Origin of the sequence: Novosphingobium sp. PhB57, from assembly GCF_004342985.1 — a bacterium.
Classification (GTDB): Bacteria; Pseudomonadota; Alphaproteobacteria; order Sphingomonadales; family Sphingomonadaceae; genus Novosphingobium.
This window is the reverse complement of the sequence record NZ_SMBO01000006.1, coordinates 25,576-39,426: the sequence shown is the minus strand read 5'-3', so window position 1 is coordinate 39,426 and position 13,851 is coordinate 25,576. Positions and strand designations below refer to the sequence as shown.

The 13,851-nt window shown below is 65.1% G+C and carries 10 protein-coding genes and 1 tRNA gene; 5 read left to right on the top strand and 6 right to left on the bottom strand.

Translation table 11 applies throughout. The features are described from left to right. The first annotated feature begins 6 nt into the window (after nucleotides 1-6). The 3 genes from EDF58_RS17685 to EDF58_RS17675 all read left to right on the top strand — a co-directional run bounded on the left by EDF58_RS17685 (nucleotide 7) and on the right by EDF58_RS17675 (nucleotide 4,142). Complete coding sequence (locus EDF58_RS17685) at nucleotides 7-594, top strand: DoxX family protein (RefSeq protein ID WP_132267989.1); 588 nt, start codon at nucleotides 7-9, stop codon at nucleotides 592-594. Nucleotides 595-840: 246 nt separating this feature from the next. After that, a tRNA-Val gene (locus EDF58_RS17680) sits at nucleotides 841-916 on the top strand. A 289-nt stretch (nucleotides 917-1,205) separates the two neighbouring features. Continuing rightward, nucleotides 1,206-4,142, top strand: coding sequence for a TonB-dependent receptor (locus EDF58_RS17675; protein ID WP_132267987.1), 2,937 nt, complete (start codon nucleotides 1,206-1,208; stop codon nucleotides 4,140-4,142). Between the two features lie 97 nt (nucleotides 4,143-4,239). Here EDF58_RS17675 and EDF58_RS17670 read toward each other — a convergent pair whose 3' ends face one another. From EDF58_RS17670 to EDF58_RS17650, 5 genes are all read right to left on the bottom strand, one after another. Next, complete coding sequence (locus tag EDF58_RS17670) at nucleotides 4,240-5,157, bottom strand: SDR family NAD(P)-dependent oxidoreductase (protein WP_132268705.1); 918 nt, start codon at nucleotides 5,155-5,157, stop codon at nucleotides 4,240-4,242. 110 nt (nucleotides 5,158-5,267) lie between these two features. Beyond that, nucleotides 5,268-6,476 (bottom strand): CoA transferase, encoded by a 1,209-nt coding sequence (locus EDF58_RS17665; RefSeq protein WP_132267986.1) that lies wholly within the window; start codon nucleotides 6,474-6,476, stop codon nucleotides 5,268-5,270. Then, a complete protein-coding gene (locus EDF58_RS17660; RefSeq protein ID WP_132267984.1) occupies nucleotides 6,476-7,495 on the bottom strand; it encodes an alpha/beta hydrolase in 1,020 nt (339 codons plus the stop codon). The genes EDF58_RS17665 and EDF58_RS17660 overlap by 1 nt, the downstream gene beginning before the upstream one ends. A 91-nt stretch (nucleotides 7,496-7,586) precedes the next feature. Continuing rightward, the gene (locus EDF58_RS17655) at nucleotides 7,587-8,729 is read right to left on the bottom strand and encodes a MaoC family dehydratase N-terminal domain-containing protein (protein ID WP_132267982.1); all 1,143 of its coding nucleotides are present in this window, start codon (nucleotides 8,727-8,729) and stop codon (nucleotides 7,587-7,589) included. Nucleotides 8,730-8,762: 33 nt separating this feature from the next. Beyond that, a complete protein-coding gene (locus tag EDF58_RS17650; RefSeq protein ID WP_132267980.1) occupies nucleotides 8,763-10,340 on the bottom strand; it encodes an AMP-binding protein in 1,578 nt (525 codons plus the stop codon). 118 nt (nucleotides 10,341-10,458) lie between these two features. On the opposite strand from EDF58_RS17650, the gene EDF58_RS17645 reads away from it, so the two are divergent. Beyond that, nucleotides 10,459-11,250: an IclR family transcriptional regulator C-terminal domain-containing protein gene (locus EDF58_RS17645; protein WP_132267979.1), complete on the top strand. Its 792-nt coding sequence runs from the start codon at nucleotides 10,459-10,461 to the stop codon at nucleotides 11,248-11,250. Here the strand turns inward: EDF58_RS17645 and EDF58_RS17640 are convergent. Beyond that, a complete protein-coding gene (locus tag EDF58_RS17640) occupies nucleotides 11,247-12,122 on the bottom strand; it encodes a LysR family transcriptional regulator (protein ID WP_132267977.1) in 876 nt (291 codons plus the stop codon). The genes EDF58_RS17645 and EDF58_RS17640 overlap by 4 nt on opposite strands. A gap of 125 nt (nucleotides 12,123-12,247) precedes the next feature. Between EDF58_RS17640 and EDF58_RS17635 the strand changes: the two genes are divergently transcribed. Next, a complete protein-coding gene (locus tag EDF58_RS17635; RefSeq protein ID WP_132267976.1) occupies nucleotides 12,248-13,849 on the top strand; it encodes a carboxyl transferase domain-containing protein in 1,602 nt (533 codons plus the stop codon). Nucleotides 13,850-13,851: the final 2 nt, after the last annotated feature.

Sequence of the window (13,851 nt, the reverse complement as noted above, 5' to 3'; positions counted from 1 at the left end):
GAAGACATGTCCAAGATCGCTGCCATAATCGGGCGCTTCCTGATCGCCCTGATCTTCGTGATTTCCGGTGCCTCCAAGCTGATGGACATCAGCTCTACCGAGACCATGATCGTTGCCGCCGGCCTGCCGGGAGGGCTCGCCGTTCCGGTCGGCCTGTTCGAACTTCTGGCCGGGCTGTGCCTTGCCGCGGGGTTCATGGTGCGCCTGGTATCCGTCCTGCTGGCGGTGTTCGTCGCCGCGACGATCCTGTTCTTCCACAACAAGTTCACCGACCCCATGCAGCAGGTCATGGCCTTGAAGAACGTGGCCATCATCGGCGGCCTCGCCCTGGCCTTCGCACATAGCCAGATGTGGAGCCACTACTACGCCATCGCCCGCGAGCGTCACGGTGAACTGGCGGCCCGCAGCGCCGAGGATCGCATTCGCGACGCCGAGCTGCGCGCCGCCCGCGCCGAAGCCCGCGCCGACGCCATCGCCGAAAACCAGACCGCACCGACTTACGTGGAAACCACCCCGCGCACCGTCGTGACCGACTACAACCACGACGGCATCCCCGAAGTCCGCGCCCGCCATCGCCGCTGGTTCGACTGGTAAGCCGCTCCACGAAGACCGAATCGCATTCCCGTCCCGCTCATCTGGTGGGACGGGAAGGCGATCCTCTGCCTGAAACCATCGAAAACCGCGTTTTTCCGCGGCGCGTGCGCCCGCGCGATCACACCCTGTGGGACAGTCCTTCCCCGGAAACCTGCGGAAACGACGAAAACTGCCCAGCTCCCAGTTGACCCGGTGAGGATTTCTCGTAAAGCGGCCTCCATCGAGCCACCCCACGCGGGTCGCTTCGGGCGGTTAGCTCAGTTGGTAGAGCATCTCGTTTACACCGAGAGGGTCGGGGGTTCGAGCCCCTCACCGCCCACCATTCCACATCGCTGGCAATGCGTCTCAGACCGGATTTCCGGTCCGATGCGGCGCATCGCGTTGGCACGCTGACCGCTCTGCCATCGATTCGGCAAGCGCACCCTTCCCCTTCCAAGCTCCCTGCATCGTCGTTTCGGCGCGGCCTCGATTCGGGCGTCCCGCAGGCACGTTCACCCGCTTGTTGCGCATGAATTAACCCAATTTCACCGCGATACGATATTTCGTATACGATATTTGACAATGTCGGATTTGTGACGCAAGGTTGGCGCAATCAAAAGGGAGTTACGACCATGAGGGGTCACAGAAGGAAACTTTATTGCGCGGCCGCACTGACAGCGATTATCGCTGGCACGGCCCAGGCCCAGGAAGCGGCACCGGCCGATGCCGGCGTTGCCAACGACATCGTCGTCACCGGCACCCGCATCAAGCGCGCCGACCTTGAGAGCAACAGCCCGCAGACCGTCGTGGGCGCCGACGAGTTCCGCTACCAGGGCGCAACCACGGTAGAGCAGGTGCTGAACCGCCTGCCGCAGTTCACCGCCGACGCCAACGAGAACGTCTCGAACGGTTCGGACGGCACTTCCAAGATCAACTTGCGCAACCTCGGCTCGAACCGCGTGCTTACGCTGCTCGACGGTCAGCGCCTGATGCCTTCGCAGGCCATCAACCTCTCCTTCATCCCCAGCGCCCTCGTCGAGCGCGTCGACGTGATGTCGGGCGGCGCCTCGGCGGTCTACGGTTCGGACGCGCTGTCGGGCGTGGTCAACTTCGTCCTCAAGAAGGACCTCGACGGCGTTCGCATCGACGCGCAGACGGGCTTCTCGCAGCACAATAACAACAACAGTTCGCTCCGCGCGCTGCAGAGCGGCTCGGGCTACGACACGGCCCCGTCCTCGGTCATCGATGGCGGCAAGCAGGATGTCACCATCGCGGCGGGCAAGAACTTCGCCGATGGCCGCGGCAACATCACCGTCTATGGCGGCTACCGCAAGTTCAGCCCGGTCCGCCAGTCGAGCCGCGACGTCTCCGCCTGCGCCCTGCAGGACCGTGAATCTGTTGCCGGCTCCGGCAGCTTCGACCAGCTGTTCTGCGGCGGTTCCAGCAACACGCCTTACGGCTCGTTCATTCCACTCTCGGACCTGAGCCCGTACAAGGGCCAGACCCTCATCAACAACCGCGACGGCAGCGGCACGCTGGTGCCCTACGATCCTTCGTATGCCTACAACACCTCGCCGGACAACTACTTCCAGCGCTCTGACGAGCGCATCACGGCGGGCGGCTTCGCACGGTACGAATTCAGCAAGGCGGCCGAAGTCTACGGCAGCTTCATGTACATGAACGACCAGACGTTCTCTCAGGTCGCGCCTTCGGCGGTCTGGTTCGGGACGGCGTTCGACGTATCCTGCAACAACCCTTACGCCAACGCATCCCAGCTTGCCGCCATCTGCGGTTCGGCTGCCGGCACCGACGCGACCGCTCCGACCAACGTGGGCTACCGCGTCGTCGGCCAGCCGCGCCGCGACAACCTGCGCTTCAACGACTACCGCTATTCGGCGGGCCTGCGCGGCGACATCGGCAGCGGCTTCAGCTACGACGTCAACTACATGTACTCGCTGGTGAAGTTCAAGGAAACGTACCTGAACGACGTGAACCAGGCGAAGGCGGGCCTCGCCCTCAACGCCGTCAGCGTCAATGGCGTACCGACCTGCCGCTCGGTCATCGACGGTACCGACCCGAACTGCATCCCGATCAACGTCTTCACGCCCAGCGGCGTGACGGCAGACCAGGCGGCCTACATCTTCGGCGAAAGCAACACCGCCTCGCGCAATTCGCTGGGTGTGATCTCCGGATCGCTGAGCGGCGACCTCGGCCAGATGGGCGTGACCCTGCCCTGGGCGGAATCGGGCGTCGGCATTGCGCTTGGCGTCGAACGCCGCCGCGAAACGCTGAACTTCACGGCCGACGAAGTGGCGCAGCAGAACGGCGTATTGCCCTCCGACGGTATCATCGCCGTGACCGAGGCCTTCGGCGAAATCGAAATCCCGCTGATCGAGAACAAGCCGTTCTTCCGCTCGCTCACGATCAACGGCGGCCTGCGTTACTCGTCTTACGACAACAAGCAGAACTCGACCGGCATCAAGTCGGGTTACAACGTCTGGACCTACAAGGGCGAAATCTCGTGGGCGCCGGTCGACGACTTGCGCGTGCGCGCCAGCTACAACCGCGCCATCCGCGCGCCGAACGTGGCTGAACTCTTCGCCTCGCAGGCGGTTGGCAACGTCAACGGCACCGACCCTTGCGCCGGTGCCAATCCGAGCGCCTCGTTCGAAATCTGCCAGGCTACCGGCGTGACCCAGGCCATGTACGGCAGCATCCCCGGATGCCCGTCCGACCAGTGCTCCGGTCTTGGCGGCGGCAACGTCGCACTCAAGCCCGAAACCGCGGACACCTATACCCTTGGCGTCGTCATCACACCGCAGGCGCTGCGCCGCTTCTCGCTGTCGATCGACTACTACAACATCAAGGTGAAGGACTACATCGGTTCGATCGCGCCGTCGCTGATCATGGGTCAGTGCGCCGCCACGGGTGATCCGTACTTCTGCGGCCTGTTCGTTCGCGATCCGCGCTCGGGCCAGGTCTTCGGCCAGAATTCGGGCTACATCATCTCCACCACGATGAACACGGGCTACCTCAAGACCTCCGGTCTCGACGTGAATGCGGATTACACCTTCGACGTCGGCAATCTGGGCAGCGTAAATCTGGGTCTCGTGGGCACCTACCTCATCGAGCAGGTTTCGCAGCCGGTGCCCGATGGTGGCTCCTACGACTGCAAGGGCCTGTTCGGCTATACTTGCGGCCAGCCCACCCCCGAATGGCGCCATGTCGCGCGTCTTTCGTGGATGACGCCCACCGACACGACCGTCTCGCTGTCCTGGCGCCACATCGGCGGCACCAAGCTGTCGAGCCTGACCGACAATCCGCTGCTTTCGGCAGACAAGACCGTCGTGAACCGCAAGATCAGCGCCTACAACTACTTCGACCTGTCGCTGACCCAGGCGATCGACAAGCGCTTCACCCTGCGCGCAGGCGTGAACAACATGTTCGACAAGGATCCGCCGGCTCTCGACTCGGGCCTGCTGCAGAACTTCGGCAACGGCAATACCTACCCCGGTGTCTACGACGCCTTGGGCCGTACGATCTTCGTCGGCTTCACGGCCAACTTCTGATCCAGGAGGAACAGCGACCCCTTCCACCCACCCGGGGGTCGTTTTTCAGGAAAGCCCGTCCGGTCGCGAGACCGGGCGGGCTTTTCCGTTCTGGCGGTCAGGCCGTGGCGGCGCGGATCATGCCGAAGCCATAGAGCAGATGTTCGAGCTGCCCGTCCGGCACTGGCGGAAATGCCAGCGTCTCGCCGCCGTCGCGGATCGCGCCGATCTCGGCGGCGACTTGTTCCAGGCTCCAGTCCTTGCGGAAGGCGCCCTCGTTCTCGACGATCTTGGCGCGCGCCAGACGGCCGCCCATGGCGACGAACATCTCGCCTGAAGCCTCGCAGTCCTCATGGCAAAGGTAGCCGACCATCGGCGCCACCTGCTCAGGCTCCATCGGCGGGAACTGGCTGGTGTCGATCCCTTCCGACATGCGGGTGACGGCGGCCGGGACGATCAGGTTGGACTTCACATTGGCGTGCTGCCCCTCGATCGCCGCGGTGTTGGACAGGCCCATGAAACCGGCCTTGCACATCGCGTAAGTCACATTGTCCGACTTGCCGTAGAGGCCGTTGATCGAACTGGTCAGCACGATGCGGCCGTAGCCCTGCGCCATCATATGTGGGAAAGCCTCGCGCACCACATGATAAGCCCCCTTCAGGTGGACATCGAGGACGGCGGTGAAATCCTCGTAGCCAAGTTCGCTGAGGCTGCCGCGCCGCACATTGCCGGCCGAGTGGATCAGAATATCGATCCGCCCGAAAGCATCGAGCGCCGACTGGACGATCGCCTTCCCGCCCTCCGGCGTGGCGACGCTGTCGGTGTTTGCCACGGCCTCTCCGCCCAAGGCGCGAATCTCGGCGGCGAGCGCTTCGGCGGGGCCTTCTTCGGTGGCGTCGCCCGCCATCGACACGCCGGGGTCGTTGACCACGATCTTGCAGCCCCGGCTTGCCAGCAGCAGCGCATGGGCCCGGCCCAGCCCGCGCCCGCCGCCGGTGATCACGGCGACTCTATTGTCGAAGCGCAGGTCTGGCATAGTCATCTCCACTCATCGTCATTGCGAGCGGCAAAGCCGCGCGGCAATCCAGGGCCGCCCCAACCGCCCTGGATTGCTTCACTGCGTTCGCAATGACGAAGGTTCGGGCCTCACGCAACGATGCCCGACGCCCTGAGCGCCGCGATCCGCTCGGGCGATAGATCGAGCACGTCTTCCAGAATGAAATCGGTGTGCTCGCCCAGCACCGGCGGCGCGGTGGGCACCGGCTGCGGCGCGTCAGTAAAGCGGATCGGGCGGCCCACGATGGGGATCGGTCCCAAGGTCTTGTGCTGCGTTTCCACCACCATTTCGCGCTCAACCGCCTGCGGCTGCGCCAACGCTTCCGAGACGCCCAGGATCGGCGCATGCGGCACTTCGTGCGCGGTGAAAATCGCGACCAGTTCGTCCACGCTGTACCGCTCGGTAAAGGCGCTAACGATGGCGTTCACTTCCGCCCTTGCATCGCGGCGCTTTTCCAGCGTGTCGTAGCGCCGATCCTCGATCAGTTCGGGCCGCTCGATGGAGCGGCAGATGCGGCTCCAGAACCCCGGAGTCAGGCAGGCGACGACGATCGAACCCTCCCGCGCCGGGAAGATCCCGTAGGGCACGAGGTTGGGATGCTGCGACCCCACCCGGCTCGGATCGGTGCCGTTGAAGAAGGCAAGCTGCGCGATGTAGCCGAGCATGCCGATCAGCCCGTCCATCAGGCTGACGTCGATATGCCGCCCCACGCCCGTCCGCTCACGCTCGTAGAGCGCCGAGAGGATGCCGATCGGGCCGTTGATCCCGCCGACCAGATCGCCCAGCGGAATGCCCAGCTTGGTCGGCAGTCCGTCCGGCTCGCCGTTCATCGACAGCGCGCCGGACATGGCCTGGAGTACGATATCGAAACTCGGCCGGTCCTTCAGCGGCCCGGTCTGGCCATAGCCGGAGATCGAGCAATAGATCAGGCGCGGATTGATCGCCTTCATGGCTTCGTAGCCAAGGCCCAGTCGGTCCATCACACCGGGGCGGTAGTTCTCCACCAGCACGTCGCACTTGGCCGCCAGATCGCGGACGAGCGCCAGCCCTTCCTCACTCTTGAGGTCGACGACGATGGACTTCTTCCCGCGATTGACCGCGAGGTAATAGTGGCTCTCGCCATCGCGGACCGGCGGGAAAGTGCGCGTCTCATCGCCAGTGCCGGGCGGTTCGATCTTGAACACTTCGGCGCCCATGTCGGCCAGCGCCAGCGAGGCGGCGGGGCCTGCGAGCACGCGGGTGAAATCGATCACCCGCACCCCGGCGAGCGGGCCGGCCCAAGGTTCTTTTGCAGACATCAGGCCAGGTTCTCGCGAAAGAAAGAGAGGATCGCCGCCACGGCATCACGCCCCTCGGGAATGCCGATATTGTAGTGGTAGCAGTGGCCCATTCCCTCACCCACGATCAGCGTCGAGCGCACGCCTGCCTTGAGCAATTGCGAGTTGGTGAAGATCGCCGGGCTGAGGTCCATGGCGCGCGTGCCGGTGATGACGAGCGTGGGCGGGAACGTGGCCAGCACATCGAGATGATAGCCCGGCCAGGCGCTGGGATCGCGCGGGTCGCAGCCGTCGAAATAGCCGCGGGTTATGTCGATGGCCGTGCTGCCGTCAGCGGGCGGCGGTGGGAACGAGCCGTCGATATAGCCTGCGACGTAGGCCGACTCTCCGGCCCCGAACGGCACGCCGCCCGCGCCGAAAATGCCGACCGCGCCCGCCTGCGGCAGTCCATGTGCCGGAAGCCAAGCCGCCGCCTGCGCGGTAAGAGCGCCGCCTGCCGATCCGCCGTAGATGCCGATCCGGCCCGGGGCATAGTCCGTCAGCAACGCGGCATAGACCGCCGCGACATCCTCCACCCCTGCCGGATGGCGATGCTCGGGCGCCATGCGATAGTTGACGCTGACGACGCGGAACTTGCCGAGCGCGGCGATAGGGATCGCCTCCATCAGCGCGATTCCATCCCACCCCACGGTGAAGGCCCCGCCGTGCAGGTTGATAAGCACGCGCTGCGGATCGTGGCTGCCATCGGCGGGGGTGACGTCGAGCACTTCGACGCCGCCGATCACCTTGGGCACGATTTCGACCGCGAAGTTCTCTCGCAGCCGCGCCACGCCGGCGGCGGCATAAGCGTTGATCTGCTCACGCCGCACCGCGACGTCCGCTTCCTGTTCGCCCGCCGCATCGAACGCCGGTGTGGTCGCCCTGGCTCGCTGGAAGGCCGCCGCTTCCTCACTCAGCAGGTCGGAAACCGGTAGGACGAAGGCAGGCACCCGCACATCGCCACTGGCTTCGAACTGCGGCGCGGCCTGATCCTGTCCCATAAGCTCTCCGTTATTATTCAGGCCAGCATACGACACGGCCCGAACCTTTCGCAAAGGTCCGGGCCGAAATCGCTCCCCCGTTATGCGGCGATCATGCCTTGCTGGGCAGTTCCGCGACGGCGGTGCCGAAGGCCGAAAGCTCACCGCGATGGGTGGTGGCCTTCTGCGCCACTTCGACGAACTTCTTGCCGCCTTCCTCGAACTTGCGCGTCACTTCGCCGGTGATGATGATGGCATCGCCGTCCGGGTTGTGGCGGCGGATCTGGCAGTCGGACTTGGTGAGGAAGCCGTCGTCGCCGATCCAGTTGGTCATGTGGTGCGTCAGCCACGAGCAGCGCTCCGGGCCGTAATCGTATGCGCCCGGCGCGCCCACTTCGAGGGCGAAAGCTTCGTCCCAGTGCACGCGCTCGGGGCAGTCCGGCACGTTGAAGCGGTTGCGGATGCCCAGGCCCGGGTGCGCCTTCTGCATCTTGTAGGCCAGCTTGTTGGCGCGGATGTAAAGGCCGCCCCAGCCCTGCGCGTAGCAGATGAAGCCGGTGACCGTCATCGGCCCCTTCATCATCGGCGGCAGCTTGTCGCCGACGTTCACATCCTCGAAGTAACGCGGGGTGGCACCGCGGATCTCTTCCTGGTCGTAGATGTCGTAGAATTCGTCCAGCTGTTCCTGCGTGAACGGCTCCACGCGGCCGCGTGCTTCGGTGTACTTGGTGCCACGCTCGCGCGCCTCGTCACGGTCGGTGCGGAACACCCAGCTGTCCGCGCCGGCAACCTGCTCGCCGTTCTGGTTGAAGAAGTCTACGTGGTAGATCTGCTGGAAAGAGCGGCCCGCGAACTTGGTCTGATGCTCGACCAGATCCTTCAGATAGGCGACCGTGGTGATCGTGTCGTTGCGCAGCACCGGCTTGTGCCAGGTCCAGTCCGCACCCGCCCACATGGCGTGCACGCCCGAAAGACCGCCGCAGTAGCCCGAGACGATGCGGCTGGTGGTGAACAGGAACGAAGGCAGCGCAACGATCGAGCCGTACTTGGTCTTCGCGGCATATTCCGGATCGCACCACAGCGGATTGTCGTCGCCAATGCCGTGGGCATAGTGGCGGATCGCGTCGCGGGTGGCTTCATAGTTCCACGGCTCGACGGTGTTCTCGATCTTCACGCCGATGCGGGCACGCAGATCGTCGAGGCCGGCCTCGGTGATCTTGGGGAACTTGGATTGGGGCTCTGCTGTGGTTGCCATTTCGGTACTCTCCTAAATTCTCGAGATTGGTCTTCAGCCGACCGCTTCAGCGGCCTTCGCCGCCTCCCGATCGCGCAGCATCTTGCGGTGGACCTTGCCGGCCGGGTTCTTGGGAAGCTCATCCACGAACTCCACCACGCGCGGGAATTCGTGCTGGGCCAGACGCTCGCGGGTGAAGTCCTGAAGCTCCTTGACGAAGACATCGTCGCCGGCACGATTGGCGACGACGAAGGCCTTCACCACTTGCCCGCGCTGTTCGTCCGGCACGCCGATCACGCCGCATTCGAGGACGTTCTCATGCCGCAGCATGGTGTTCTCGATCTCGACGGCAGACATCGTCCAGCCCGCCGAGATGATCACGTCATCGGCGCGGCCGCAGTGGTAGAAGTAGCCGTCCTCGTCGATCTTCGCGCGGTCCTTGGTGGTCATCCAGGAGCCGCCCCGCCAGAGCATCAGCTCACCGATCTCACCGGGCGCGGTGGGCGTACCATCGGGGCGCTGCACTTCCAGCTTCTGCCCGGGAACCGCCTTGCCCAGCGAGCCGGGCTTCACCGTAAAGTCGTTCGCACCGGGATAGTTCACCAGCACCACACCGATCTCGGTGGTGCCATACATCGAGCAGACGGGCACCTTGAAAGCCTCGTCGATGAATTCCAGCGTCGCCGGGTCAATCGGCTCGCCGGTGTAGGACAGCTTGCGGAAGTGGAACGCGAAGTTCCCCGCCGCGCCGCTGTTCTTCATCATCCGGTAGTGCGTTGCCGCCGCCGACATATTGGTAATGCCGTAATCGTCCAGCGCCTGCATCAGCCGCACCGGATCGAAGCGCCCGGCGAACGTCCCGGTGGTGACGCCAAGCCCCAGCGGCGCCAGCGTGCCGTGCCACAGGCCGTGTCCCCATGCGGGCGAGGACGGGCAGAAGAACTCGTCCCCCGGACGGATTCCCGTGCCGTAGAGCGCCGCGAACATGAGGGTGACGAGCGCCTTGTGCGTATGCTTCACCGCCTCCGGAAGCTCACGCGTGGTGCCGCTGGTATATTGGAACACGGCGAGGTCGCCGGCCTTGGTCTTCGGCTCGTAAGTCGCCGGGAACTTCGCGATCTCGTCCAGCAGGCCATCGTCGGCGACGATCACGCGCAGCCCATTCTCGGCCGTCACCGCGCCGCGCGCGAGGTCGGCTTTCTCGGCATTGGTGATGAGGATGGCGGGCTTGCAGTCGTCGATGCGCAGCTTCAGCGCGTCCGGCCCGAACAGTGTGAACAGCGGCACCGAGATCGCGCCGGTCTGCATCGCGCCGAACAGGCAGACGTAGAACGGCAGCGAGGGTTCGAGCATAAAGGCGATGCGCTCGCCCGGCTTCACGCCCTCCGCGTCCAGCCAATGCGCGAACCGCGCGGCACCGGCAGCGATCTTGTCGAAACTCAGGATCTCGTCACGACCATCTGCATGCGCGATGCGCACCGCGGGACGGCCCGAACCATCGGCATGACGGGTGATGCATTCGTGAGCGATGTTGAGCACGTCGCGGTCGCCGTCGAACAGGTCCCACAGCGCGGCCGACGAGGCCTGCGCCTGCGCATCGGCATAGCTTGTCAGTTCGGTCAGCCTAACCATCGCTCATCCCACTCCGCACCGACACGACTCAGCGGCCGGTCATTTGTCCTTGTGTTCAACAAATGTGAGGAAGCAGGCTTGTTTTGTAAATATTGAATGTTATTCTGTATATTGAACGATGAGCAGACCAGACCCTCTCGAAGACGCCGTGCGCGCCAGCAAGGCCCCTGCCATCGCCCGGGCGGCAGCGGTACTGCGTCTGCTCGGCAAGCGCGGCACGCCGATGGGGGTGCAGGCCATCGCCCGCGAGCTGAACCTCGTGCCCAGCACCTGCCTCTATGTCTTGCGGGCGCTCGTGACCGAGGATCTCGTGGCTTTCGATGCCGATACCAAGCGCTATGCTCTCGATGCCGGCGTGCTGACGCTCGCCCGTGCCTGGCTGCGGCGGGACCAGTTCAACGACCTTGCCCAGCCGGTTCTCGACCGGGTGGCGCGCGAATTCGGGCTGACCACGCTCGGCGTCCAGATCTTCGGGCTGGACCACATCATCGTCACCGCGATGTCGCAGTCCGGCCAGAACTTTCAGCTCTCGACGCAAGTCGGCAGCCGCTTCCCCGCGCTGGTTTCCGCCACGGGGCGCTGCATCGCCGCTTTCGGCGATCATGAGATTGCAGACCTCAAGCCCCGTTTCGAGGCCCTGCGCTGGGATGAGGCGCCGTCATGGGAGGACTGGTGCGCCCAGGTGGCCGAGGCGCGGGAGAGCGGCGTGGCCGTCGATGCCGGGCACTATATCGCCGGGGTCACGGTCATCGCCGCCCCGGTCTGGAAGACGGGGCAAGAACGGCGAGTCGCGCCCAGCCACGCCCTCGTCGCCATCGGCATCGGCGCGGCCCTGCGCAGCGATCTGACAAGCCTGAAAACCGCGCTCGCCACTTCCGCCCGATCGCTGAGCGAGCAACTCGCAACCTAGGCTGTCTCTGCTCGCTCCGTCGCCCGGCCAAGTTGCCGGCGCAGGCTGTCCAGGAATGCGCTTTCCCGCGGAGCCGCGGCATGGAGCAACCCCACTTCGCGCACCAATTCGAAATCGCGCACCGGAACGAAGCGCAGCGAACCATCGGCGAAACCTTCCGGCATCATTCCGATCCCGGCACCGCTGCGAATTACCGAGAGGACGCGTTCGTCGCTGATGGTCTTGAGCACGAAGCGCGGGCGCACGCCGCGCTGGGTGAAGAAGCGGTTGATCTCGGGCAGCGCCTCGCAGTGGCGGCGCAGGGCCATGCGATCCTGCGCGAGTTGTTCGGCAAGCACCTCGCGCTCACCGGCCAGGGGATGATCGGGCGGAAGCACCATCATGTAGCGTTCGCGGGACAGGACTTCGGGCTGGTAACGGGCGTGGTGCGGCCGCACGGCGGTCAGCGCCACGTCGATCCGGCCGCGTTCGAGGCGCTCGGCAAGATCGCGCTCACTGCCGTCGAGCAGTTCCAGCGCTTCGCCCGAACGCGCGTGATGCGCGGCCAGGGCACGGCCGATCAGGGGGGTGGGGATGGTGTTCAGCACGCCCACGCGCAGCAGGCTGGGCTCGGCAGGCTCGGCCAGTTCGACCAGGGCGTGCTCGTATTCGGCGGCGATGCGGCGCGCGCGGATGAGGAAGCGGCTGCCCGCCGGGGTCAGGGCAACGCGCTGGCGATCCCTGTCGAACAGGCGCGCGCCCAGTTCGCGTTCCAGCTTGGCGATTCCCGCCGAAAGCGTCGGCTGGGTAACGCTGACCGCCCGCGCCGCGCGGCTGAAATTGCCGGTTTCCGCCACAGCGAGGAAATAGCGCAGGAGATATTGGTCGATCATAGACACGATCTATTACGAAGCACGGAAACTTTCAATTTCCGCTGGGGCTTTGCCTTGTCTACATAGGTGAGACAAATCATCCGAACTTGGGAAGAGGCTGAAATGGCCGGACCGGAGAAACAAGCATGAGCGCACCGGTGCTCCAGACAAGCCTGAATCTCGACAGTCCCGAGGCGCAGGCGCGCGATTCCCACAACCGCGCGCTGGTTGACGAATTGCGAGCCAAGGTCGCCGCGGCAGCGCTGGGCGGAAACGCAAAATCGCGGGAACGCCATGTCGCGCGCGGCAAGCTGCTGCCGCGCGAACGGGTGGAGCGCTTGCTCGACCCCGGCTCTCCGCTGCTGGAGCTGGGCCAGCTCGCGGCCGAGGGTCTCTACGAGGACGATATTCCCGGCGCGGGGCTGATTACCGCCATCGGCACCGTTTCCGGGCGCCAGTGCATGATCGTGTGCAACGATGCCACCGTGAAAGGCGGCACCTATTACCCGATCACCGTGAAGAAGCACGTCCGCGCGCAGGAGATCGCCCAGGAAAACAACCTGCCGTGCATCTACCTGGTCGACAGCGGCGGCGCCAACCTGCCGCACCAGGCGGAAGTCTTCCCGGACCGCGACCATTTCGGCCGCATCTTCTTCAACCAGGCGCAGATGTCCGCAAAGGGCATTCCGCAAGTCGCCTGCGTGATGGGCAGCTGCACTGCCGGCGGTGCCTATGTGCCGGCGATGAGCGACGAATCGGTGATCGTGAAGGAGCAGGGCACGATCTTCCTGGCCGGTCCGCCGCTGGTGCAGGCGGCGACGGGCGAGGTGATTTCTGCCGAAGACCTTGGCGGCGGCGATCTGCACAGCCGCAAGTCGGGTGTGACCGATCATTTGGCCGACAGCGACGAACATGCGCTGACCATCGTGCGCGATATCGTCAGCCACCTTGGCCCGCTGCATCACCACGACCAGCCGCTGCGTGCCCCGCGCCCGCCCAAGTACGACCCCGAGGAACTCTACGCGATCGTGCCGGAAGACGTGCGCGCGCCCTATGACGTGCACGAAGTGATCGCCCGCATTGTCGACGGCAGCGAATTCCACGAGTTCAAGGCGCTCTACGGCAGCACGCTGGTCTGCGGTTTCGCGCATATCCATGGCCAGCCGGTGGCCATCCTCGCCAACAACGGCGTGCTGTTCTCCGAATCCGCGCAGAAGGGCGCGCACTTCATCGAACTCGCCTGCCAGCGCCGCATTCCGCTGCTGTTCCTGCAGAACATCTCGGGCTTCATGGTCGGCGGCAAGTACGAGGCCGAGGGCATCGCCAAGCACGGCGCCAAGCTGGTCACCGCCGTCGCCACCGCTACGGTGCCGAAGATCACGGTGCTGATCGGTGGCTCGTTCGGTGCGGGCAACTACGGCATGTGCGGGCGCGCTTACGATCCGCGCTTCCTGTTCACCTGGCCCAATGCCCGCATCTCGGTGATGGGCGGCGAGCAGGCTGCTTCGGTGCTGGCCACCGTCCACCGCGACGCGGCCAAGTGGTCGCCCGAGGAGGCCGAGGCGTTCAAGGCCCCGATCCGCCAGAAGTACGAGGATGAGGGCAATCCCTACTACGCGACCGCGCGCCTGTGGGATGATGGCGTGATCGATCCGGCACAGACCCGCGATGTGCTGGGGCTGGCGCTGGCCGCCTGCCTTGAAGCGCCGATCCCCGAAAAGCCGCAGTTCGGCGTGTTCAGGATGTGATG

What these genes read in the sequence shown, in the direction of transcription:
- EDF58_RS17685 (WP_132267989.1), top strand. Translation starts at nt 7, where the DNA reads ATGTCCAAGATCGCTGCCATAATCGGGCGCTTCCTGATCGCCCTGATC.
- EDF58_RS17675 (WP_132267987.1), top strand. Translation starts at nt 1,206, where the DNA reads ATGAGGGGTCACAGAAGGAAACTTTATTGCGCGGCCGCACTGACAGCG.
- EDF58_RS17670 (WP_132268705.1), bottom strand. Translation starts at nt 5,157, where the DNA reads ATGCCAGACCTGCGCTTCGACAATAGAGTCGCCGTGATCACCGGCGGC.
- EDF58_RS17665 (WP_132267986.1), bottom strand. Translation starts at nt 6,476, where the DNA reads ATGTCTGCAAAAGAACCTTGGGCCGGCCCGCTCGCCGGGGTGCGGGTG.
- EDF58_RS17660 (WP_132267984.1), bottom strand. Translation starts at nt 7,495, where the DNA reads ATGGGACAGGATCAGGCCGCGCCGCAGTTCGAAGCCAGTGGCGATGTG.
- EDF58_RS17655 (WP_132267982.1), bottom strand. Translation starts at nt 8,729, where the DNA reads ATGGCAACCACAGCAGAGCCCCAATCCAAGTTCCCCAAGATCACCGAG.
- EDF58_RS17650 (WP_132267980.1), bottom strand. Translation starts at nt 10,340, where the DNA reads ATGGTTAGGCTGACCGAACTGACAAGCTATGCCGATGCGCAGGCGCAG.
- EDF58_RS17645 (WP_132267979.1), top strand. Translation starts at nt 10,459, where the DNA reads ATGAGCAGACCAGACCCTCTCGAAGACGCCGTGCGCGCCAGCAAGGCC.
- EDF58_RS17640 (WP_132267977.1), bottom strand. Translation starts at nt 12,122, where the DNA reads ATGATCGACCAATATCTCCTGCGCTATTTCCTCGCTGTGGCGGAAACC.
- EDF58_RS17635 (WP_132267976.1), top strand. Translation starts at nt 12,248, where the DNA reads ATGAGCGCACCGGTGCTCCAGACAAGCCTGAATCTCGACAGTCCCGAG.